General features: G+C 33.1%; 18 protein-coding genes. 12 read left to right on the forward strand and 6 right to left on the reverse strand.

Features of this window, described 5'->3' with window-relative positions; all coding sequences use genetic code 11:
- Positions 1-15: 15 nt before the first annotated feature.
- Positions 16-390 carry a 30S ribosomal protein S12 gene (gene rpsL, locus BMZ09_RS12930; protein ID WP_028283866.1) on the reverse strand — a complete coding sequence of 125 codons (375 nt, stop codon included), beginning with the start codon at positions 388-390 and terminating at the stop codon, positions 16-18.
- 181 nt (positions 391-571) lie between these two features.
- On the opposite strand from rpsL, the gene BMZ09_RS12935 reads away from it, so the two are divergent.
- The 9 genes from BMZ09_RS12935 (at position 572) to rlmB (ending at position 16,515) form a co-directional block, all read left to right on the forward strand.
- On the forward strand, positions 572-2,263 hold the full coding sequence (locus BMZ09_RS12935; RefSeq protein WP_090841293.1) for a ShlB/FhaC/HecB family hemolysin secretion/activation protein: 1,692 nt from the start codon (positions 572-574) through the stop codon (positions 2,261-2,263).
- 118 nt (positions 2,264-2,381) lie between these two features.
- Positions 2,382-5,603 carry a SusC/RagA family TonB-linked outer membrane protein gene (locus tag BMZ09_RS12940; protein WP_090841294.1) on the forward strand — a complete coding sequence of 1,074 codons (3,222 nt, stop codon included), beginning with the start codon at positions 2,382-2,384 and terminating at the stop codon, positions 5,601-5,603.
- A gap of 12 nt (positions 5,604-5,615) precedes the next feature.
- A complete protein-coding gene (locus BMZ09_RS12945; protein WP_090841296.1) occupies positions 5,616-7,025 on the forward strand; it encodes a SusD/RagB family nutrient-binding outer membrane lipoprotein in 1,410 nt (469 codons plus the stop codon).
- Between the two features lie 427 nt (positions 7,026-7,452).
- Complete coding sequence (locus tag BMZ09_RS12950; protein ID WP_090841299.1) at positions 7,453-10,524, forward strand: SusC/RagA family TonB-linked outer membrane protein; 3,072 nt, start codon at positions 7,453-7,455, stop codon at positions 10,522-10,524.
- Between the two features lie 10 nt (positions 10,525-10,534).
- Positions 10,535-11,968 carry a RagB/SusD family nutrient uptake outer membrane protein gene (locus tag BMZ09_RS12955; RefSeq protein WP_090841301.1) on the forward strand — a complete coding sequence of 478 codons (1,434 nt, stop codon included), beginning with the start codon at positions 10,535-10,537 and terminating at the stop codon, positions 11,966-11,968.
- 21 nt (positions 11,969-11,989) lie between these two features.
- Positions 11,990-12,799 carry a hypothetical protein gene (locus tag BMZ09_RS12960; RefSeq protein ID WP_090841303.1) on the forward strand — a complete coding sequence of 270 codons (810 nt, stop codon included), beginning with the start codon at positions 11,990-11,992 and terminating at the stop codon, positions 12,797-12,799.
- A 21-nt stretch (positions 12,800-12,820) separates the two neighbouring features.
- Positions 12,821-13,645 (forward strand): hypothetical protein, encoded by an 825-nt coding sequence (locus BMZ09_RS12965; RefSeq protein WP_090841305.1) that lies wholly within the window; start codon positions 12,821-12,823, stop codon positions 13,643-13,645.
- Between the two features lie 109 nt (positions 13,646-13,754).
- A complete protein-coding gene (locus BMZ09_RS12970; RefSeq protein WP_090841307.1) occupies positions 13,755-15,710 on the forward strand; it encodes a S8 family serine peptidase in 1,956 nt (651 codons plus the stop codon).
- 70 nt (positions 15,711-15,780) lie between these two features.
- Entirely contained in the window at positions 15,781-16,515 is a 735-nt protein-coding gene (gene rlmB / locus BMZ09_RS12975; RefSeq protein ID WP_090841309.1) for a 23S rRNA (guanosine(2251)-2'-O)-methyltransferase RlmB, read from the forward strand.
- Here rlmB and BMZ09_RS12980 read toward each other — a convergent pair.
- A complete protein-coding gene (locus tag BMZ09_RS12980; protein ID WP_090841311.1) occupies positions 16,510-17,262 on the reverse strand; it encodes a rhomboid family intramembrane serine protease in 753 nt (250 codons plus the stop codon). The genes rlmB and BMZ09_RS12980 overlap by 6 nt on opposite strands.
- A gap of 197 nt (positions 17,263-17,459) precedes the next feature.
- Between BMZ09_RS12980 and BMZ09_RS12985 the strand changes: the two genes are divergently transcribed.
- On the forward strand, positions 17,460-18,737 hold the full coding sequence (locus tag BMZ09_RS12985; protein WP_090841313.1) for a replication-associated recombination protein A: 1,278 nt from the start codon (positions 17,460-17,462) through the stop codon (positions 18,735-18,737).
- Here BMZ09_RS12985 and BMZ09_RS12990 read toward each other — a convergent pair.
- The 4 genes from BMZ09_RS12990 to radC form a co-directional block, all read right to left on the reverse strand.
- The gene (locus BMZ09_RS12990) at positions 18,734-19,528 is read right to left on the reverse strand and encodes a hypothetical protein (protein WP_090841315.1); all 795 of its coding nucleotides are present in this window, start codon (positions 19,526-19,528) and stop codon (positions 18,734-18,736) included. The two genes, BMZ09_RS12985 and BMZ09_RS12990, sit on opposite strands and share 4 nt — an antisense overlap.
- 4 nt (positions 19,529-19,532) lie before the next feature.
- Positions 19,533-20,225, reverse strand: coding sequence for a YjjG family noncanonical pyrimidine nucleotidase (locus BMZ09_RS12995; protein WP_090841317.1), 693 nt, complete (start codon positions 20,223-20,225; stop codon positions 19,533-19,535).
- Entirely contained in the window at positions 20,209-21,507 is a 1,299-nt protein-coding gene (locus tag BMZ09_RS13000; RefSeq protein WP_090841320.1) for a polysaccharide deacetylase family protein, read from the reverse strand. Before BMZ09_RS13000 ends, BMZ09_RS12995 begins: the two co-directional genes overlap by 17 nt.
- Positions 21,508-21,671: 164 nt before the next feature.
- Positions 21,672-22,370 (reverse strand): RadC family protein, encoded by a 699-nt coding sequence (radC, locus tag BMZ09_RS13005; protein WP_090841321.1) that lies wholly within the window; start codon positions 22,368-22,370, stop codon positions 21,672-21,674.
- Between the two features lie 69 nt (positions 22,371-22,439).
- Here radC and BMZ09_RS13010 point away from each other — a divergent pair, with 69 nt between their 5' ends.
- A complete protein-coding gene (locus BMZ09_RS13010; RefSeq protein ID WP_090841323.1) occupies positions 22,440-23,033 on the forward strand; it encodes an FMN-binding negative transcriptional regulator in 594 nt (197 codons plus the stop codon).
- A 37-nt stretch (positions 23,034-23,070) separates the two neighbouring features.
- Complete coding sequence (locus BMZ09_RS13015; RefSeq protein ID WP_090841325.1) at positions 23,071-23,436, forward strand: DUF1304 domain-containing protein; 366 nt, start codon at positions 23,071-23,073, stop codon at positions 23,434-23,436.
- The last annotated feature ends 95 nt before the right edge of the window (positions 23,437-23,531 follow it).

Below are 23,531 nucleotides of genomic sequence, written 5' to 3' on the forward strand. Positions count from 1 at the left end.
TTCTTAAGTTTTTAATTAACTTTTAGGGCGTTTTGCACCATACTTAGATCTACGTTGTGTTCTACCTGCAACACCTGCTGTGTCTAAGGCACCACGAACGATGTGATATCTAACTCCTGGTAAATCTTTTACCCTTCCACCTCTAACCAATACTATCGAGTGCTCTTGTAAATTGTGACCTTCTCCACCGATGTATGCATTTACTTCGTTACCGTTTGTTAAACGAACCCTTGCTACCTTACGCATTGCTGAATTTGGTTTTTTAGGTGTCGTTGTATAAACACGAGTACACACACCACGTCTTTGAGGACACGAATCTAAAGCAGCCGATTTACTCTTCTTGGTTATTTTGGCTCTTCCTTTTCGTACTAATTGTGAAATTGTTGGCATATAATTCTAATATAATTTTATGTTACCTCTCTCTAAGAGGGGTGCAAATGTAGTGATTTAATTCAAGTAATCAAACCTTAATACATTAATTTTCAATAGAATTTAAAATTAAATTTCCACCAGATATTATTTAGTTACTTTTTTACGTTAATTTTACTATCAACATATAATCAAACAGAATTTGAATTTTAAAACATATACAACTTGTCTAATCTTCATTTTATACGCCTCTATATTATGCAGTCAAAATTTACAATTAAAAGTAATAGGATTTGATGATAACGAAACTTCAATATTAAGCCAATACAATACCAAAACAACATTTGATTCTTATGAAGAACTTAAACTAAATGTATCTCATATTGAAAATACCTTAAGCCAAAATGGTTATATTAATAATCAATTACTATCAATAACTCATAGTAAAAACAACCTCTATATTGCACAAATAGCACTCAAAAATAAAATAGAAAATGTTGTCCTATATATAAACCCTACTTTTCAGTCTAAAAACTATTTCTCTAAACTAAACATAGATAACTTAAAAAACAACACTTTTGAAGTCCCCTATTTAGCATTAGAAAAACTACTAATTAAGTACAATAAAATAATAAGTGAAACCGGTCAACCATTTTCCACTTTACAGCTTAGTGATGTCAAACAAAAAAATAATACAACCCTTTCTGCAAATCTAATAATCACGACTCAAGAAAAAAATAGACAACTAGACAAAATAATTATCAAAGGATATGATAAGCTTCCTAAATCTTATTTAAAACGATTTCTTAAAATCCAGAAAAACAAAACGTTCAACCTTTCTTCCATTAACAAAAAGACACTTCAATTAAACAACTTAAGTTTTGCATCTCAAACTAAACCTGCTGAAATACTATTTACAAAAGATTCAACACAATTATATTTATACTTAAAAAAAACACCAAGTAACAACTTTGATGGATTTATTGGATTTACAACAAATGAACAAACCAACAAATTAGAATTTAATGGCTACTTAAATTTACAATTAGTAAATAATTTAAATTATGGCGAAAGTTTATACTTAGATTACAAAAGTGATGAGAGTGAACAGAAAAACTTCAACTTAATCGCAAATCTTCCTTATTTATTCAAAACACCAATAGGACTAGAAGCTTCACTTAATATAACAAAAAGAGATTCTTCATTTATTAACACAAAACAGAAAGCAAGTCTTTTTTATCAATTAAATGATAAAACAAGTTTATACGCGGGAATTGAAACTGCAGAATCAAGTCATTTATCTGACAACCTAGAAAACATAGAAGATTACAGCTCAAATTTTCTTAAATTAAGATATCAATTCAGACAACTACAAAATGAAGCCCCTCTATTTAAAATAAAGACAGAAATAAATACCGAATTTGGTGTAGGAAAAAGACAAACAACATCAAACAACCAAAACCAAAATTTTATAGATTTTAATGGTAGCCACATTTTTAATTTAAATAACAAAAACAGCTTCTATATAAAAAGCATAATTCAACTAATTCTGTCAGAAAATTACCTCGAAAACGAGCTTTTTAGGTTTGGAGGTGTTAATACTATACGAGGATTTACAGAAAATAGTCTAATTGCTAACAGCATTTACATATTAAACACAGAATACAGATACAAATTAAGCAACAGTATTTTTGTTAATTCTGTTATAGATATCGCACGCTTTAAAAACGATAATTTAAACCAAAAAGAAAATTTATATGGTTTTGGTTTTGGTTTCGGAATACTTACCAATGCTGGATTGCTTCGATTTATTTACGCTAATGGTAAAACAGAACAAACCCCTTTCAACTTCTCTAATTCTAAGATTCATATTAGCCTAAAGGCGACCTTCTAATTTAGAATAAATCAAACATTTTAACTCATGTTAATTTAATATTAAAAAAAACTGCCTAAACATTGTTTTATTAACAAATTATTTAGATTTTTGGGATAGACTAATTTAATATATTAATATGAAAACAAATTTAAATCGAATTTTAACACTGTTCTTAGTGATGGTAGCCAGTCTATCGTACGCTCAAGAACGAACAATCTCAGGAACTATTACTGATGAAAATGGACTACCATTGCCCTCAGCAACAATTGTTGTAAAAGGAACTTCTAATGGTAGCACTTCAGATTTTGATGGAAACTACTCTATTCAAGCAAGTAATGGTCAAGTATTAAACTTTAGCTATGTTGGGTATGACTCTGTTGAAAAAACAATTGGAGCCTCTAGCACTATTAGCGTTAGTTTACAACCAGGTAATACTTTAGACGAAGTTGTTGTAACAGCTTTAGGTATTAAAAGAGAAAAGAAAAGTTTAGGTTATGCTACTCAAGAAGTTGCAGGTGATGAAGTTTCTAAAGTGAAATCTTCAAACTTTGTTAATTCTCTTTCAGGAAAAGTAGCTGGTTTAGACGTGAAATCTTCTGGTACTTTAGGAGGATCTACAAACGTTGTAATTAGAGGTAATGCCTCTATTGCAGGTAACAACCAAGCTTTATTTGTAATTGATGGAATACCTGTTGATAACGGTAACTCTAACAGTGCTGACCAAGTTTCAGGTCGTGGTGGTTATGATTATGGTAATGCTGCATCAGATATTAACCCTGATGACATTGCAACCATTAACGTTTTAAAAGGTGCTGCAGCAACTGCACTTTATGGATCTAGAGCATCTAATGGTGTTGTAATGATTACAACTAAAAAAGGTAAAAAAAGAAAAGGTATTGGAGTAACTTTAAATTCTAGTTATACAGTTGGATCTGCAGATACTGAAACTTTACCAGTATACCAGAAAAAATATGGTGCTGGTTACGGACAGTTCTATGATGACCCATCTGGATTTTTTGGGTATACTGATATTGATGGAGATGGTAACCCAGATCTAACAACTCCTTTTACTGAAGATGCATCTTACGGTGCTGCTTTTGACCCAAATTTAGATGTTTACCAATGGAACTCTATTTACCCACAATTAACGGATACTTACCAACAAGCTACTCCTTGGGTTGCAGGTGCTAATGATCCAAATTCTGTATGGAAAAGTGGAGCTACTGCTGTAAACTCTGTATCTCTTGATGGAGGTAATGACACTAGTTCTTTCAGATTAGGTTTCACAAACATGTTACAAGAAGGAAATCTTCCAAACAGTGAAATTAAAAGAAACACTATTAACTTTTCTGCATCTCATGATTTAAACGAAAAACTAACAGCCTCTACAACGTTTACATATACTAAAACAAACGGTAAAGGTAGATACGGAACTGGTTATGATGCTAATAACGTTATGCAACAGTTTAGACAATGGTTTCAAACAAATGTAGACGTTGGTGCTTTAGAAGACGCTTATTTTGCTACTGGAGACAACATTACATGGAATCCAACATCTGCAACAAACCTTTCTCCTATTTACTCTGACAACCCTTATTGGACTTTCTATGAAAACTATGAGACAGATCAAAGAAATAGATACTTTGGTAATTTTGCTTTAGATTATGAAATCAACGATTGGTTAAGTGTTTTAGGAAGATTTACTTTTGATACTTACTCTGAATTTCAGGAAGAAAGAACAAACGTTGGAAGTTCAAATGTATCTTCATACAGTAGATTTAATAATAACGTAGCAGAATACAACTACGATTTTATTTTAACTGCAAACAAAAACATTACAGAAAAATTAAACATAGAAGGAAACCTTGGTTTTAACTTAAGACGTAATGACAGAAGTAGTATTTATGCACAAACTAATGGTGGTTTAAATCTACCTGGTCTTTATGCTTTATCAAATAGTGTAAATGCTATTAATGCACCTGCTGAATATGAAGCTGTATCTAAAGTAGATGGTTTATATGCTAGAGCAAGTTTAGGATATGACGGTTTTGCTTATTTAGAAGGAACTTACAGAAGAGACCGTTCTTCTACTCTACCAATAGAAAATAACACTTACGGATATTTTTCTGTAGCAAGTAGTTTAGTATTCTCTAAATTTATCGATGCTGACTGGTTATCTTTTGGAAAACTTAGTGCCAACTATGCTGAAGTAGGATCTGACACTAACAACTATAATGTATTTAACACTTATGGTATTGGAACTCCGTTCTCAGGAACAGGAATTGCTTCAAACCCAGGATCTAAAAACAACTTAGAGCTTAAACCAGAAAGACAAGAAAACTACGAATTTGGTTTAGACACACAATTCTTCAACAGAAGATTAGGTCTTAACGTATCTTACTACCATACTACCAACAGAGATCAAATTACAAGTGTACCAGTATCAAATGCAACAGGATATACTTCAGTTTTATTAAATGCAGGTACAATGGAAAATAAAGGTTGGGAAGTACAATTAAGTGCTACACCAATTAAAACTGAAAACTTTAGCTGGGATGTTAATGTAAACTGGGCAAAAAACAAAAGTTTAGTTGTATCATTAGCTGATGGTATTGATAACTTACAGTTAGCTTCACCACAAGGAGGTATTTCAATAAATGCAACACCAGGACAACCTTACGGAACAATTAGAGGTACAGACTTAGTATACAATGATGCGGGTCAACCAATCGTACAAGCAAATGGTTACTACGAGAGAAGTGGAAGTAACGAAATTATTGGTGACATCAATCCAGAATGGACTGCAGGTTTAAACAATAGTTTTAACTACAAAAACTTCAACCTTAGCTTCTTAATCGATATGCAAAAAGGAGGAGATGTATTTTCTTTAGATACTTGGTATGGTTATGCAACAGGATTATATGACATTACAGCAGGAACTAACGACTTAGGAAACCCAGTAAGAAACCCAGTTACAACTGGTGCTGATAGTGGTGGAGTTATTTTACCAGGTGTACAAGCTGACGGATCAGTAAACACAGTAAGAGCTAGCGCTAGTAACTATGCAAACCCATGGGGTTATGCAAGAGCTGCAAATAGCCAACACATCTATGACGCTGGATTTATTAAATTAAGAGAAGCAAGTATTACTTATAAGTTTGATGACAAAATTTTAAGCCAAGTTCCATTTACAGCAGCTTCAATTTCATTAATTGGAAGAAACTTATGGATCATTGATAAAAGTACTCCTTACGCAGATCCAGAAGCAGGATTAAGCTCAGGAAACATTCAAGGGTACCAATCAGGTTCTTACCCATCTATCAGAGAAATAGGTGCGTCATTAAAGTTACAGTTCTAAAAACAAAACATTATGAAAAAAACATTTATAACAATATTATCAGTCGTAACATTGTTCGCTTGTCAATCAGACGAACAATATGAGGACTTAAATAGAGACCCTAAAAATCCAACGCAAGTTGATGCGGATTTTTTATACAACTCTGCTACAAAAAGTTTGTTTAATCAAATGACCAGTACTAACGTCAACAATAACGTATTTAGATTATTAGGACAATACTGGACGGAAACAACCTATACTGACGAAAGTAACTACGACTTAGTTGGTCGTAATATTCCAGAAAGCCACTGGTCAGAAATGTACAGAGATGTATTATTAGATTTACAAACAGCTAGAGCTCAATCTACATCTCCTGCAAGTATTGCACAAATAGATGTATTAGCTATCTACACTTGGCAACAAATGGTAGATACATTTGGAGATATTCCTTACACGGATGCTTTAGGTTTATCAACGTTACCAAAATACGATGACGCTGAAACTATTTACCTAGATTTATTAGATAGATTAAATGCTGCTATTCCTAATTTAGTAGGAACAGGATTTACTTCTGCTGACAAAATATACGGAGGTGACATGGTTGCTTGGAACAAATTTGCAAATTCTTTAAAATTAAAATTAGGAATTCGTTTATCTGACTTCAATACAGCTTTATCTCAATCTACTGTAGAGTCTGCATATGCAGCGGGAGTATTTACTTCTAATGCAGATAATGCATTATTAACTTACGAATCTGCTACACCTAATACAAATCCATTATGGGTTGACTTAGTGCAGTCAGGACGTACGGATTTTGTACCTGCTAACACTTTAGTAGATGTAATGAATACACTTGAAGACCCAAGAAGAATGACCTATTTTGATGAAAATATGGGTGCAGGAACTTACATTGGTGGAATATACGGTGACAACAATACATTTGGTAACTATACTCATATCGTAGGATATGACGACGGTACATCTTTACACGACCCAACATTACCAGGTGTTTTATTAGACTTTTCTGAAGTATCTTTTTACTTAGCAGAAGCTGGTCATAGAGCATGGAATGTAGGTGGTACTGCTGATCAACACTATACAAATGGTATCACAGCATCTTTTGATTACTGGGGAGCTGCAGACTTAGCAACTTACTTAGCTGATCCAGCTGTTGCTTACGCTACTGCTGCAGGTGACTGGAGACAAAAAATTGGTACTCAGTTCTGGTTAGCAATGTACAACAGAGGATTTGAAGGATGGACTGTTTGGAGAAAATATGACAATCCAACATTTAACCTTCCTGTCGTAACTTCTAATCCTGTTCCAACAAGATACACGTATCCTGTAAACGAACAAAACTTGAACGAAACAAACTGGTCTGCTGCTTCTGCTGCAATTGGTGGAGATAGTCAAACAACTAAAATATTCTGGGATGTAAACTAAACATTCCTAAAACATATTTAAAAGCCTCATAAGTTAATCTTATGAGGCTTTTTTTATTCAATTAAATTAAAAATAAAAACATCATAAAAATTGTAGGAAAAATATTTAATATAATCTTAACATTAGCATGGGTAACACAATTGAAAAAGTAATTTAAGTATAAAAACCTTTAACATATTATTAGCATTACTAGTTCACTATCAAATTATTAGGACAAAACAACGGAATACGCACAATAGAAATGCCACAACAAAAAAGCATACATTCCAATATAGCAAGACAACAAACCTCCTATTGAATATATGCAAACACATTGCTCAAATCCTTGCATTATTCACTTATCTAAAACAAATATTATGATAAAAAAGTTGTTTTATTAAGTTTTTATTATGATTTTTGGCTCAGACTAATTCAAATAAAAATAAAAATGAAAACAAAGTTTAGTGGAATTTTAACGCTATTTCTAGCGTTTGTTGTGCAAATAACGTTTGCACAAGACAAAACAGTTTCAGGAGTTGTTTCTGACGAAAATGGTATACCATTGACGTCTGCTACAGTATTAGTAGTTGGAACTTCAAATGGAACATCAACAGATTTTGATGGTAATTACTCAATAAAGACTAAGGTCGGAGATAAATTACAATTCAGCTATGTTGGTTATGGTAACAAAGAAGTTACAGTTGGTGGTGCTAACACTATCAACATGACCTTAGCTCCTGATAACGCTTTAGACGAAGTTGTTATTACAGGTTTTGGTTCTAAGAAAAGAGATCAGTTAACATCTGCAGTAACAACTTTATCTGCCGATGATATCACAAAACTATCTCCTTCAACTTCAATTGACAACATGCTTCAAGGTGTTGCTCCTGGTGTACAGGTAGTAGCAGGAAACGGTAAGCCAGGTCAAACTGCATTTGTAAGGATACGTGGTGTAGGTTCAATTAATGCTTCAAGTGCGCCTTTATACGTAATTGATGGTATAATTGCTCCAGATCTAAATTCTGTAAACCCAGGAGACATTGAAACAATGTCTATCCTTAAAGATGCTGCAACAGCGTCTCTTTACGGTTCTAGAGCTGCCAATGGTGTAGTAATCATTAAAACTAAAACTGGAAACAAAAATAGAGATGCTAGAGTATCTATCAGCTCAAGAGTTGGTTATGGTCAAAGAATAGCTGACAATTTTGAAATGATGAATGCTGCTCAAAAAATCCAGTATGAAAGAGAATTATCAGCTTTAGGTATTGGAAATGCAACTGCCCTTCCAGGAGCGCAAGTGTCTACTCAAGAAGAATATGACTTTTTAATAGCACGTGACACAGACTGGGAAGATGAGTTATTAAGAAACTCTTACATACAAAACAATTCTATATCAATAGATGGTGGTACAGAAAAGTCATCTTACTTTGTAAGTTTTGCACATGATAGAAATACTGGTATTATACAAAGTATTAATGGTTTTGAAAGATTAAGTGGTAGATTAAATTTAAATGTTCAAGCTAAAGATTGGTTACAAGTAAGCACTAATGTTAGTATTACAGGTACTTCTAGTGATGAGCCAAGAGATAGAAACAATGTTCAGAATCCTTTTAGAGCGATGTATGACTATAACCCATACGAAACAAAGTTTTTATTAGATGACGATAACAACCAAGTTTTAGATGGTGCTGGAAATCCTATTTTCAACCCTACTAGAGCTGGTTTCCCTATTTCTGAAGCTTTAATAAACAATCCAGAGTCAGATAATACGTTATTTATAATTGGAGGTATTAGTGCTATAGCTAACCTTTCTGACAAATGGACAAACACTTTTAAAGTAGGTGCTACAAATACAGCGTATAGAAGAGAGTATTTCTTAAAGCCAGGATCTGTCTTAGACGGATTTGTAGGAGATGCTGACAACCCTGGTAGTAAAACTGACAGTGGATCTAATGAATTAGACCTTACAGTGACTAACTTATTAAATTACAGTACTACAATCGGAGATAAACATAATGTATCATTAACAGGTTTATTTGAGTTCAACAAAAGAACATTTAGAAACTACAGTTTATCAAGTGATGGATTTAGTAATGATTTTCAAAGTGTACAAGCAGTTGCAACAATTCCAACAGCAGCTTCTACAAACTTATTTACAAGATCTCTATTAGGTTACGGAGGTTTCTTAGACTATGACTATGACAGTAAATATTTAGCTACTGCTTCTATTAGAAGAGATGGTTCTTCTACTTTTGGTATCAATAACCGTTACGGTGTATTCTGGTCAGGAAGTTTAGCTTGGAATTTATCTAAAGAAAATTTCTTAGCTGATAGTGATATAGTAGACGAATTAAAATTAAGAGCATCAGCTGGTACTTCAGGTAACAGTAATGGATTAGCTTCTTATGCATCAGTAGCAACATTAGACTTTGGAAGTTTAAACGGTGCTTCTACAGCTATTCCTACAGATAACGGAAACTCAGACTTAGGGTTTGAGAAAAACTACATCTGGGGTGTTGGGGTTGAATTTGCAGGTTTTGATAGACGTATTAGAGGTGTAATTGACTACTACGAAAGAACAACTTCTGATTTATTATTAAATGCGCCATTATCTAGTTTAGGTGGAGAACCAGATGGTTCAATTTTTAGTAACATTGGAGAAATGACAAATAAAGGTTTAGAATTAGAACTTTCAGCAGACATCATTAGAGCTGAAGATTTTGGTGACTTTACATTAACTGTTGGTGGTAACATTGCATTTTTAGATAATGAAGTAACTAAATTAGTAAGTTCTTCAACAGATCCAAACGGAGCAGATATTTTACTTACTACTAATGGAGATAATAACATCGTCCGTGTAGGAGAAGAAATTTACACGTATTACTTAGTACGTTATGCTGGAGTTAATCCTGCTAACGGTGAGCCTCTTTTCTACGATATAGACGGTAACATAACTAACCAATATAGCGCAGATGATGCAGTAGTATTAGATGGAAAGTCTCCAATAGCTAAATTTGATGGAGGTGCAAACCTAAACATGACTTATAAAGGTTTTGACTTTACAGCAGATTTATACTACAAAGTTGGTAACTACATTCAAAACTACTTAGAAGGTAACATGTTAAGTAATGGTACGGGAGTAGATTCAAATCAAAGAGTTGATGCATTTAACTACTGGAAAAACCCAGGAGATACTAATGTATTACCAAGCCCTTTATTTGGTAACGAAGCAGGTAACACATCTGATAGATTATTACAAAAAGGAGACTACGTAAGATTAAGAAACTTAACGATTGGATATACTTTACCAAGTAAATTTACTGAAACATTAAATATTAGTTCTTTAAGATTGTTTTTACAAGGTCAAAACCTATGGACTTACGCACCACACTTTAATGGAGATCCAGAAGTTGGTATTGGTTCAGGTGAAACTGATACTAGTGTTAATTTTGGTAACTACAACCTTTACAGTTACCCACAAACTCAGTCTTTACAGATGGGTGTTGAATTAAAATTTTAAAAAAAAAATTATGAAAAACATATTTAAAACAATAATATTAGTTTTTGGTATATTACTTTTTAATTCTTGCGAGGATGAATTAGATCAATTACCAAACGACTCTGTTTCGCCAGACACTTTCTATAATAATATAGGAGAGTTCGAATCAGCAATGAGAGGAGTATACTCTGGTTTCTTAAGTGGAAACTACTATGGAGGTCAATTTTTAGCTTTACCGGACATTTTAACGGATAATGTAATAATTGCTCAAGAAGGAAGATTAAGTAATAGACTATTTTTCGAATGGAGACATGCTCCAAACCTTGCTTACAGTTTTATGTACGCGCCTTATGTTGTTACTAACAGAGCTAATTTAATTTTATCTAATATAGATAATTTACCAGCTGGACCAGAAAGAAGTAATATAGAAGCAGAAGCAAGAGCAGCTAGAGCATTAGCTCTATTTGACTTAGTGAGAGTGTTTTCAGAAATTCCAACTCAATCAGCAGGAGCTTCTCAAACATTAGGTATGCCTATAATTACATCTACAGATCCTACAATACAAGTATTAAGACCTACAGTAGAGACGTCTTACGACTTTATTATTAGTGAATTAGAAGCTGTAAAAGCAACAATTAATGCAGACAATGGATCTGGTAGATTTAATAAAAATGCTGTAAATGGTTTATTATCAAGAGCATATTTATATAACGGTGACTATTTAAATGCAATTACTGCTGCTAATGATGTTACAACAAGTGTTGCAACTAGCGCAAATTTCCCTGCTGTTTGGACAGACGGAAGTGAAGATGGTGTAATATTTAAAATAAATCAAGATAGAATCTTAGATGGTGTAAGTATAGGAACATCATGGAGTCAATCTAACGCTGGAGCAATTGTACCAGAATACGTATTATCTTTTGAACTTGCTAATTTATATGCTAGTACAGACGTTAGAAAATCATCTGGTGCTTATACACAAATACAAGCAGATGCTTCTGGAAACTTATATAATTCAATCACAAAAATGTTTGGTGAGTCTGGACAAAATAATGGTGTTGTAGACGCAAAAGTAATTAGAGCTGCAGAGGTACAACTTAACAAAGCAGAAGCGCATGCAATGCTAGGACAGTTTACGGAAGCTTTAACTGCTTTAGACGTGGTAAGAATGAACAGATATTCAGGATTTATTAGTCCTTCTGAAACTGGAGCAGCCTTATTAGATGCAATTAAATTAGAAAGAAGATTAGAGCTATTCGCTGAAGGTCATAGATTATTTGATCTTAAAAGATGGAATGAAGGTGTTGTAAGAAGTGCAACAGATGGTGACTTTTTTGATGGAACAGGAACACCAGTTCCAAGTACTTTCACAACATTGCCTGCAGGTAGCCACTTATTCCAATTTCCAATACCTCAAACTGAAATAAATGCTTTCCCTGAATTCCAACAGAACCCAGGATATTAATTTATAAAACATAAAATAAAAATGAAAAAAATAATATTTCTTTTAGCCATAACGCTAGGTATGTTCTCTTGTGAAGAGGATGGTGCTTTAGATAACGAAGTAGACAACTACTCTGGGCCTGATGTAACTTATTTTACAGATGGTGCAAGTGGATCATATTTTGTAACACCTGCTGAAGAACCAGCAACAATACAGATTGGTTCTACCACAACAAGTGCTTCAGATAGAACATTTACAGTAGTAGTAGATGCTGCATCAACAGCTACTTCAGGTGTTGACTACAGTTTAGCAACAACTTCAGTAACTATTCCTGCTAACGAATATTTTGCAGAAATTGATGTTCAAGGTATCTTTGCTGGTGTAACACCAGAAGGAACTAACTTATTACTTTCATTAGAAGGTAATGGACCAATTGAAGCTACTTACAACCTTAGCATAATCCAATTATGTGAGTCTGATTTAGCTGGTATGTATAGTGTAACTACAACTTACGGGTACCATGATTTCTTACCAACTTTTTCTACAAACACACAGGATGTAGAAATTATGGAAGTTGATGATGCTACTTACTTTATCCAAGATTTTTCAGGTGGATTATATGACGGCGGACCTTATTCAGCTCCTTATGGTACTGGACCAGATAGTTTTGACGTAACATTTACCGAAAACTGTGGAACAATTGCTTGGGAAAACCAATCAGACCCATGGGGTTCTGTTGTTCAACAACCAGGTACTACTAGTACTGTAGATTTTGATTCAGGTGTTATTACAATATCTTGGTTCTGTAATGGATATGGTGAAAACGGAGTTTCTGTTTACACACCTCTTTAATAATTTTAAACTGATAAAAAAATGAAAAACTTAAAAAATATTTTATATCTGTTTATGGTTGCAGCAGTAGTTACTTCTTGTAACAGGGACGTGGCGGACATAAATTTTAACAATATCCCAAACACTCTGTACTTTGCTAGTGATAGTGGGACGCTTTTAGTCGAAGACGGAGCATCTAACATGTTTAATGTACCTGTTTCTGCTACAGCTGTAGCAACTGCAGATACGCCTTATACAATGTCAATAGATGCATCATCTACAGCTGTTGAAGGTGTAGATTTTGAAATAACAACAACAAACACTGTATTACCTACTGGAGATATAGTAACCTCTTACAGTATTGTAGCAGATTTTGATAATGCAGCCACAGAAGGAAAAACGGTAGTTTTTAATCTTACCAGTGATGCTAGTCAAGTTGCAGATTCAGACCAATATACTTTAAGCTTAATCAAGTTATGTCCGATTAATGCGCCTTTTACAGGAACATACACATTATCGACTGTATCAAATGGAATATTTGATTCACCAACATTTGGAGATGGTGTATACGAAGTAACAGTAGGAGCAACACCAACAGATAGAGTATTTACAAGTCAAGTATATCCAGGTTTAGGATCTTTTGGTGACGTAGAATTCAAGTTTAGCCTTATTTGTGGTAATGTAGTCGTACCAACTCTTCAAGAGACTGGCGTAGGTTGTGGAGGTAGTACAACACTAGGACCTGCAGCTACATTTGGTCAATTTGACGGTGATGACGATACTGTTATCCAAGTTATTTACATAGATGATGAAGCATCTCAATGTGTAGATGCAGTTACAGCTGAATTTACATTAACTAAAATGTAAAATTTACATATACTATTAAAAGCCTTTGGTATTTACCAAAGGCTTTTTTTTTGTTAAAAAAAATAAATTATGACCTAAATATTTTATATTTGTTTAAAGAAAAATTTTTATGAAAAGACTTATACTTTTAGCTGGTATTTTATTAACTACCAATACAATACTTGCCCAAACAGAGACAGAAAAAAAAGCGATTACAAACGCATATAATACGTCAAAAATTGACGCTCTAAAAAAACGTTTGGAAGCTTCCAATAAAACCATTGAAAAAGAAATTGTAGACTATATCACAGCGCACAATATTGAGCGAAAATACAAAGATGAAAATGGTACATTATTTCAAATAAAATATATTTTAGATGGAAAACCAGTTTATGTATCCACTGATAATGCTGCAGAGGCCATCTCTACACGTACCAACTTCCTACATAATGGAGGTGGATTAGGATTAAATTTAGAAGGACAAAATATGCATGTAGCGACATGGGATGGAGGTCCTACTCTATCTACACATCAAGAATTTTTAGATGATGCAACAGTGCCTTCTTCTAGAGTAACAACACCAGATTCTTCTGCATCAAACGGAGAAAGTAATCACTCAACACACGTTTCAGGTACTATTGTGGCTAAAGGAACGCAGGCTGCTGCTAAAGGTATGGCTCCGCAAGCCACGTTAACCTCTTTTGATTGGGATAATGACAGTCTTGAAGCTTTAGACCAAGCAACTACAAACGGTCTACTATTATCAAATCATTCTTACGGAATTCCTGTTTCTGTAAATGGCTCTCAAAATGCACCAACATGGATGATGGGGAATTACAACAGTGAAGCTGTAGCTTGGGATGAAGTTGCATATAATGCACCTTATTATCTAATGGTTGCTTCTGCCGGAAATGATGGTTCTAACACTTACACAGGCGGAACAGCAAACAATTATGACAAACTAACAACAAATAAAAACAGTAAAAACAATCTAGTTGTAGCCAACGCAAACAACCCTTTAATAAATCCAAATGGTAGTGGGCAAATGCTAAACTTGTTTATAAATACTAGTAGTAGTCAAGGACCATCTGATGATGGAAGAGTAAAACCAGATATTACTGCAGATGGAACAGACGTTTATTCTCCAATAAGCAGTACTAACGCAAGTTATGATTCTTACACAGGGACGTCAATGTCTGCGCCTAATACTACGGGAACTTTATTATTATTACAGCAGTATTACAACCAATTAAATGGAAGATATATGAAATCTTCATCATTAAAAGGATTAGTTTGCCACACAGCAGATGACAACGGATCAAGCCCTGGTCCAGATCCTATTTTTGGATGGGGTTTATTGAATGCTAAGGTATCTGCTGAAGCAATTGAACAGGATGCTACTGATGGAGCTGCCAAAATATTTGAATCTACATTAACTCCTAGTCAAACCTTTACAACCCAAGTAACAATCCTTGACGGGGAAAAATTAAGTGCTACACTATGCTGGACAGATCCTGCGGGAACAGCAAAAGACAATCAAATAAATAGTACTACACCAGCATTAGTAAACGATTTAGACTTAAGAATAACCGATGCCTCTAATACGGCTTATTTACCATGGAAACTGCAATTAAGTAACATCCAAGGAGTGGCTGTAAAAGGTGATAATATTGTAGATAACATTGAGCGTGTTGACATTAACAATGCACCTGCAGGAACGTATACGATAACAATTAGCCACAAAGGTGCGTTAACTAATGGTTTACAAGACTATTCTTTAATTGTTACAGGAAAAAGCTTATCAAGTACTTTAAGTACAGATCAATTTGAAACGGCTAACAACTTATCTTTATGGCCTAATCCAGCTAACGAAACATTAAACTATTCTTTTAAATCAGTATCTGAAGGAAAAGTAAAAATCTCGTTAATAGATATTCAAGGACGTGAAGTATTTACAAAAGAATCTATTGACAATACACCATTAATTGATGGTCAATTAGATTTATCTGGATATTCTAAAGGACTTTACTTTTTTAGTATCCAACAAGGAACTTCTACAATCAATAAAAAAGTAATTATTAAATAATACTTTTAAAATTATAATTAAGTAAAAAAGAGCTTGCAATTTGCAGGCTCTTTTTTTATACCTTTGCGTCATGGAAAAAACCACTCAAATATTTGGTCTTAGAGCTATTATTGAAGCTTTAAATGCAGGAGAACATGTAGATAAAGTCTTTTTACAAAAAGGACTTAAAGGCGACTTGTTTCAAGAATTAGAAACCGTTTTAAAAAGCAAAAGAGTAAACTCTTCTTATGTACCGGTTGAAAAATTAAACCGATTAACTAAAAATAATCATCAAGGCGCTGTAGCCCAAATTAGCCCTGTCAAGTTTTATGACATTGAAGAGTTATTTGAAATGGTATCTGCAAAAACAAAAACACCTCTTTTTTTATTACTTGACCAATTAAGTGATGTAAGAAATTTTGGTGCTATTATCCGTACTGCAGAATGTACTGGTGTGGATGGTATAATTATACAAAGTAAAGGTGCCGCCCCTGTCAATGGAGACACAATTAAAACTAGTGCTGGTGCTGTATTTAAAGTGCCATTATGTAGAGTTGATCATATAAAAGACGCGGTATTCTTTTTACAGTCGTCAGACATAAAAGTAATTGCGGCTACAGAAAAAACAGATAATACATTGTATGATGTTTCTTTTAAAGAACCTTGTGCTATAATAATGGGATCTGAAGGACGTGGCATAAATCCTTCTATTTTAAAAATAGCAAACGAAAAAGCTAAATTGCCTTTATTAGGAGAAATAGAATCTTTAAATGTAAGTGTAGCTTGTGGTGCGTTTTTATACGAAGCTGTAAGACAACGTTTATAGTTCCTTATTTTCTTTAAACGTATAAGTAATAGTTACTGGTAGAGTTACTTCTGGAAGATTACTTTCAGGTAACTCCTCCTCTACTACGGTTTCAATAAAATTACCGTTTTCATCAAAATGTTGTAAAAACTCGTCCTCCTCTTCATTGTAGTTTGGATCTTCCCACACATATCTTTTCGGCTTTGCTATTTGTTTTCTAAATACAAATGCAAATAGTAATCCTACTAATAAACCACTTAAATGGCCTTCCCAAGAGATGCCTTCTTCTAGTGGTATTGTATTCCAAATCATACTCCCATATAAAAAAGCCACTAATAAGGATAAGGCTATTAACCTATAGTGTTTTGCAAAGACACCTTTAAAAAAAATAAAACTAGCCAAGACATAAATTAAACCACTTGCACCTATATGGTAAGATGGTCTTCCAATACACCATGTTAAAAAACCTGATAATAAAATACCGTATAGTAAAACTTTAAAAGCTATTGGCCTGTAAAAATAAAACAGCGCTGTACTTAAAACAAATAATGGTATGGTATTATGCCATAAATGGGAAATTCCGGAATGTATAAACGGACTACATATAACACCAATCAAACCTGAGAGTTTTTGAGGATAAATACCTAGAAAATTTAATGGATATCCAAACCTTAACTCTAGAGCAAATATTAACCACAACAACATTACAAATGCAATTGGATAGATTATAACATCTATGGTAAATTTAAAAGGCTCTTGTGGTTTCATTCACAGTCAAGATAGCAAATAGTTATCCAATTTTACTGTATTGCAATAATGTCAGTCGCATACTGCGTGAAGGATTGAACGGGTTGTCTGAAATCCTTTTTGCCTAAGCAAAAAGATTGAGTAGTGAAAGCCTGACTTTTTTGTGAAGAATGAGCAAAAAAGGCACGCCAAAACAAAATTTAATTTAATTTTACATTATGAACACGCCTTTAGCAGAAAGATTACGTCCACAAACCCTAGACGACTACATCAGTCAATCACACTTAGTAGGACCAAATGGGACTTTAACTAGCCATATTAATCAAGGAATTATACCTAGTATGATCCTTTGGGGCCCTCCTGGTATTGGAAAAACAACATTAGCTAATATTATTGCGACTACTTCTAAACGTCCTTTTTATACTTTAAGTGCGATAAGTTCTGGTGTTAAAGATGTGCGAGAGGTTATTGAAAAGGCCAAAAATAGTGGTGGGCTTTTTACTGCTAAAAATCCCATATTATTTATTGACGAAATTCATAGATTTAGTAAATCGCAACAAGATAGTTTGCTTCAGGCTGTAGAGAAAGGTTGGGTCACATTAATTGGGGCTACTACAGAAAACCCAAGCTTTGAAGTTATCTCTGCATTATTGTCACGCTGTCAGGTTTATATTTTAAAAGCTTTTGAAAAAAGCGATTTAGAAGCCCTTTTAAAGCGTGCAATTGAAAAAGACGAGTTCTTGTCTAAAAAGAACATAAAACTAGAAGAAACTAGTGCTTTACTGCGCTTATCTGGTGGCGATGCCAGAAAATTATTAAACATCTTTGAATTGGTGGTTAATAGTGACGTTAAAGATATGATTACTATTACTGATGCAATGGTTTTGGAGAAGGTCCAAAATAATACGGTACGTTATGATAAAACGGGAGAGCAACATTATGATATAGTATCGGCATTTATAAAATCTATTAGAGGAAGCGATCCTAATGCGGCTGTTTACTATTTGGCTAGAATGGTTGAAGGTGGTGAGGATGTTAAATTTATTGCTCGACGTTTATTAATCCTGGCTAGCGAAGATATTGGCAATGCTAACCCGACTGCTTTGGTTATGGCAAATACAACGTTTCAGGCAGTAACCACAATTGGTTATCCTGAATCAAGAATTATTTTAAGTCAATGTGCTACATATTTAGCATGTTCGCCAAAAAGTAATGCTGCTTATATGGCAATAAACCACGCGCAACAATTGGTTAAACAAACGGGCGATTTAAGTGTGCCTTTAAATATTAGAAATGCACCGACTAAATTAATGAAAGAGATTGGTTATGGCGAAGACTATAAATACAGCCATAATTATGAAAATAATTTTACTAGCCAAGAATTTTTACCAAAAGAGGTTAGTAATACAAGATTATACGAACCCGGAAATAATGCTAGGGAAAATGCCCAACGTGACTTTTTAAAATCACGTTGGAAAGAAAAATATGGTTACTAAAACTGGATATTAATTGCTTTAGTCACTAAAGTATCATTTTTATACTGTGCTAAAATCCATTGCGCATTCATTTTATAAATAACAGCATCGGTTCCTTTTACAACATAAACATCTTCTTTTCCTGAAAACAAAATGGTGTAAGCGATAGTGTTATTATCCGTTTTTAATTGATAACAAAATACTGAACCTGGGATCAATTTAGCTGTATACAAATCCTTTTTAGAGACTTTTAAATTAGTGGTCTCAACCACTGTTTTTAATACTGTATTTGGTGTTTTTTCTTGAGGCTTAACTATTGTGTCAGGCGTATCTTCTTCCTCTAAAACTAATGGTTGACTTACCTTTTTTACTTTATAGTTGTGCTTAAAATTTTGAAAGGTTTTAATTGTATTACGTAAAGCAATATTGTAGGCTACTTTATACTCTTTATCTGAAGAAATACCCTCTTCCGAAGTAAATACAACCTGATTATTGCAATTTCTAAAATTAATTTTTAGCTTAGTTTTAAACATATTACTATGTTCCGTCACATCTGCATAAACCACTAAACATCCATTTTTAACAGCATCTTCTGGTAAACTTTCTGACTCCAAAAGAACTTTAAAATTTTGTTTCTGTAATAAAAACTGAGTTAATCCATTTAATTGGTAATCGTTAGCCTTTTTTTGACAAGAAAACTGTTCTTGCACAACAATATATTTGTAGTCATTTAGTTGTTCTTGTGCATTTAACGCTATTGAAAAAGTAAACAAGAAGATTACTAAAGTTGTTATTTTGTGTTGAAATTTCATACTACTATAAATATTTTTTGATGTCTAATAAATGGTTTACAAATTTAATATCTGGTTGCTCTTGTACGTTGTGGTAATTAAAACAGATGGCATCTAAACCTATGTTTAAAGCACCCAATATATCTGCTTCGTAATTATCTCCAATCATAATACTATTTTTTGTTTCGGCTTTAGCCGAATTTAAAGCATGATTAAAAATTTGAGGGTTAGGTTTTTTAACGCCTGCGCTTTCTGCACTAGTCACCGTTTCAAAGTAGTGATCCAATTTGGAGCTTTTTAATTTATTGGTTTGCGCCTCTTTAAATCCGTTTGTTATTATGTGTAATTTATACTTTGTTTTTAGGTAATCCAAAATTTGATAAGTACCATCATAAACATGATTAAAACTAGATAAAAAAGTAATGTAATCTTCTGATAAGTGATGGATTATTTGATCTTCTACAGTAAACTGTAACGCATCAAAAGTTTCCTTTAACCTATTATAACGTAAATCTTCTTTGGTTACTTTTTCGTCTCTATATAATTTCCAATATTTAAGATTTATTGGCTCATAAAAACTTAAAAAATCAGTTAAACTAGCATTAACATCATGCTTTTTAAAAATAAACTCAAAGGTTAAGGCTGAGTTTTTATCAAAGTCCCAAAGGGTATGATCTAAATCAAAAAAAACGTGTTCTACTTTATTTGTTTTTGGCATCCAATATTATATTAAAAAGGGTTTTAAAATGTTTCCAACGGTCTTGTTTGCTAAACGTATAATTATGAAATACGGGTACAAATGTTCCGTTTACTTTTTTGATACTGCTTATTAGTCGTTTTAAAGCTTGTTCCTTATCTAATAACGAATGGTATTTTAAAAAAGCAAAATCTAACGCTTGATAGGGCACTATTTTTAAAGGCGTCTGAACTTCAAAATCTAAGTCAAAAAATAAAAAAGGAGTACATGTTCCGGCTCTAAAGCCTAAGTGATTGACATAACCCATGGTGTAATCTTCAGGGATTTCTAACTCTACTAAATTACGGTAAGACTCTGGTAAATTTACTTTAGAAAACGATTGCCTAGAGCCAACAATAGCCGTATTTATAATGGCTTCCATCCTAACTTTCTCTTCCTTTAACAACTCTAAATTTGTTAATGCGAAAAATGATGTTTTTATACCGACTTGGCAATAATCTGCCACGTGCTTTATAAGCGATACAAACTTTTGTTTTTGGGGATTTATATTTTTATCGTAGGTCGAAAAATCGCCTAACAAAAAGAAAAATACAAATTTATATTTTGAAGATTTTTGTTTATTAATAATATATTTATAAGTATCAAAAGGGTCTCGTTTAAATCCACTTAACACAGAATAACGTTGATAAAATCGTTTAAATTTAAAAGTAAATACATCTTTAAACGTCCCACCTAAAGTACGCATGACGCCTTTTAACTTATACTCATAAGCCACAGGTACATCTATAACCGGTTTAACGGTATATACTTGTTCTGGAAAAACAAAATCAGGATAATTACTTTCTAATAGATGTTTAAATTTATAAGCCCAAATATCTACGACTGGTTGATCCAGAAAATTATTTTTAAAGGCTATACTCTCTTGTGCTGTAAAACGCCCATATTGATCCTTTACATGTGGTAAATACTCTTCATAGCGACTTAATAAATAAAACGAAGCTGCAAAAATATCAAATGGTAATGCACTTTTATCTCCTGCAGTAAAAAAACACTTGGTGTCCTCCCAAGGTAGCACAGCAATATCTATGTCTGACAAACCTTGTTCAAACAATAACTCATTACTACGTATAAAAATCTCGTTACTTAAAGGTTGTCTTGTGTAGGACATTTTTAGGCTATCGTGCGCAATAAAGGTTTCGATAGTTGTAGTAAAACTTACAGGTATGCCCAAAACACGAGTGCAAATTTGCTTAAAAACATATTTGACTCTTGGTGTTATTTTATGTGTGTAAACTAGTAGCATTTATTTTGAAAGTAGTATTCTGTATTTAGTAAGCAGTCTACTAATATCAAAAATATGAATTTCCAAAAGTAAAAGCCTTACATTATAAATATAAATGCATAAACCAGGTCTTCTAATTATAGATATTTAATATTGGACAATACATTACACTTTAAACTAGTGTTTTAAAGCATACCCTCATCAGCAAAACTAAAATAAGCGTTTTCTGTAATAATCAAATGGTCCAATACTTTTATATCTAAGCTTTGTGCAGCTGTTTTTAGTTTTAAAGTCACATCCTTATCCGCTTGACTTGGCTTTAAAGTACCAGATGGATGATTATGTGATAAAATTAACCCTACTGCACCAACCTCTAAGGCTGTTTTTAAAACTAAACGCGTATCTACTAATGTTCCTGTTATGCCACCTTTACTAAGTTGATTTTTGTAGATTACTTTATTAGAATTATTAAGATAGACTATCCAAAACTCTTCATGAGGTAGCTCTCCAATTACGGGTTGCATTAGCTCGAAAACAGACTTACTGGATTGGATTTTCTTTTTTTGTAGTGCTTCTTCACCTCTGCGACGTCTCCCAAGTTCTAAAGCCGCAATAATACTTATAGCTTTAGCCTCTCCAATACCTTTAAATTCCATTAATTGCTTTATGCTAAGTTTACCAAGATCGCTTAAGTTATTATCCACACTGGCTAAAATACGCTTGCATAAAGACACCGCACTTTCACTTCTGTTACCTGAACCTATTAATATAGCTACTAACTCCGCGTCACTTAACGTTGCTTTTCCTTTGTATAATAACTTTTCTCTAGGTTGATCGTCTTGAGACCAATTTTTAATTGAAAATGAAGTACTTTTATCTGACATTTTATAAAATTACATAATATTTTGTGATTTTTAAATGAAATTAAAAACATAACCTAACAGCCAACAACTTTGTATCCTCCTAAAAAACATCAAGATAGCGACAAAAAACACTTAATAGAAGTGATAAAAACGTATCCTTTAGCAACTGTTATTTCGGTTAAAGACAACACACCATTAATTACACACTTGCCTTTAATTTACAGAGCATCTGATGGTAAACTAGTTGGTCACATTGACATTTATAATCCACAAACCGAATTACTAAAGGATTTAAATGAAGTGACACTTATTTTTTCTGGTCCACAATGTTATATCTCTCCAAGCATTTATACAACCACTCAATTGCCAACTTGGAATTATATTAAAGTCCATTTAACTGGGACAGTACAACGTATTGAAAATAAAGCCGAATTAAAGCAATCTTTAATAGATATGACATCTTTTTTAGAAGCGCCTGATCATAAATATGTATTAGAGACGGACAATCCAAGACTAGATAAAAATCTAGATTACATCAAATTATTTGAGATTACAATAAAAACCTGGGAAGGAAAATTTAAATTGTCTCAAGATAAAAAACCAAAAGACACCGAAAACGCAAGAATAGAATTATTAAAGACTAATCTAGAACAAGTTAAAACGTTTTTAGATCAAGTCTTTTAAAGTACCTATTTTACAATAACCAGCTTAAACTAAACTTATGGATATACTAATTAAAATAATTATTGCAATTGTAGCAGCGCTACACCTCTACTTTTTATACTTTGAAATGTTTGCATGGGAAACTACCGGACGTAAAGTTTTTAAAAGCTTGCCGAAAGAGATCTTTAAACCCACTAAAAGCATGGCAGCAAACCAAGGTTTGTATAATGGTTTTTTGGCTGCGGGGTTAATTTGGACCTTTTTTATAACTAATCAAGAATGGTATAGCAATATTGCTATTTTCTTTTTAGGATGTGTTGCTGTTGCTGGTGTTTATGCAGCATTAACAGTCTCTAAAAAAATATTTTTTATACAAGCAGGACCTGCTTTAGTAGGTATTATATTGTTATTGATTGCTAATTAAGTATCGCGTTTAAAAAATAGAATTTACGACTTAAAAAGAAGCATAAAAAAACAGCCATTATTATACAAAATATAATAATGGCTGTTTTTAATTAT

Origin of the sequence: Olleya namhaensis (genome assembly GCF_900114005.1) — a bacterium.
GTDB lineage: Bacteria > Bacteroidota > Bacteroidia > Flavobacteriales > Flavobacteriaceae > Olleya > Olleya namhaensis.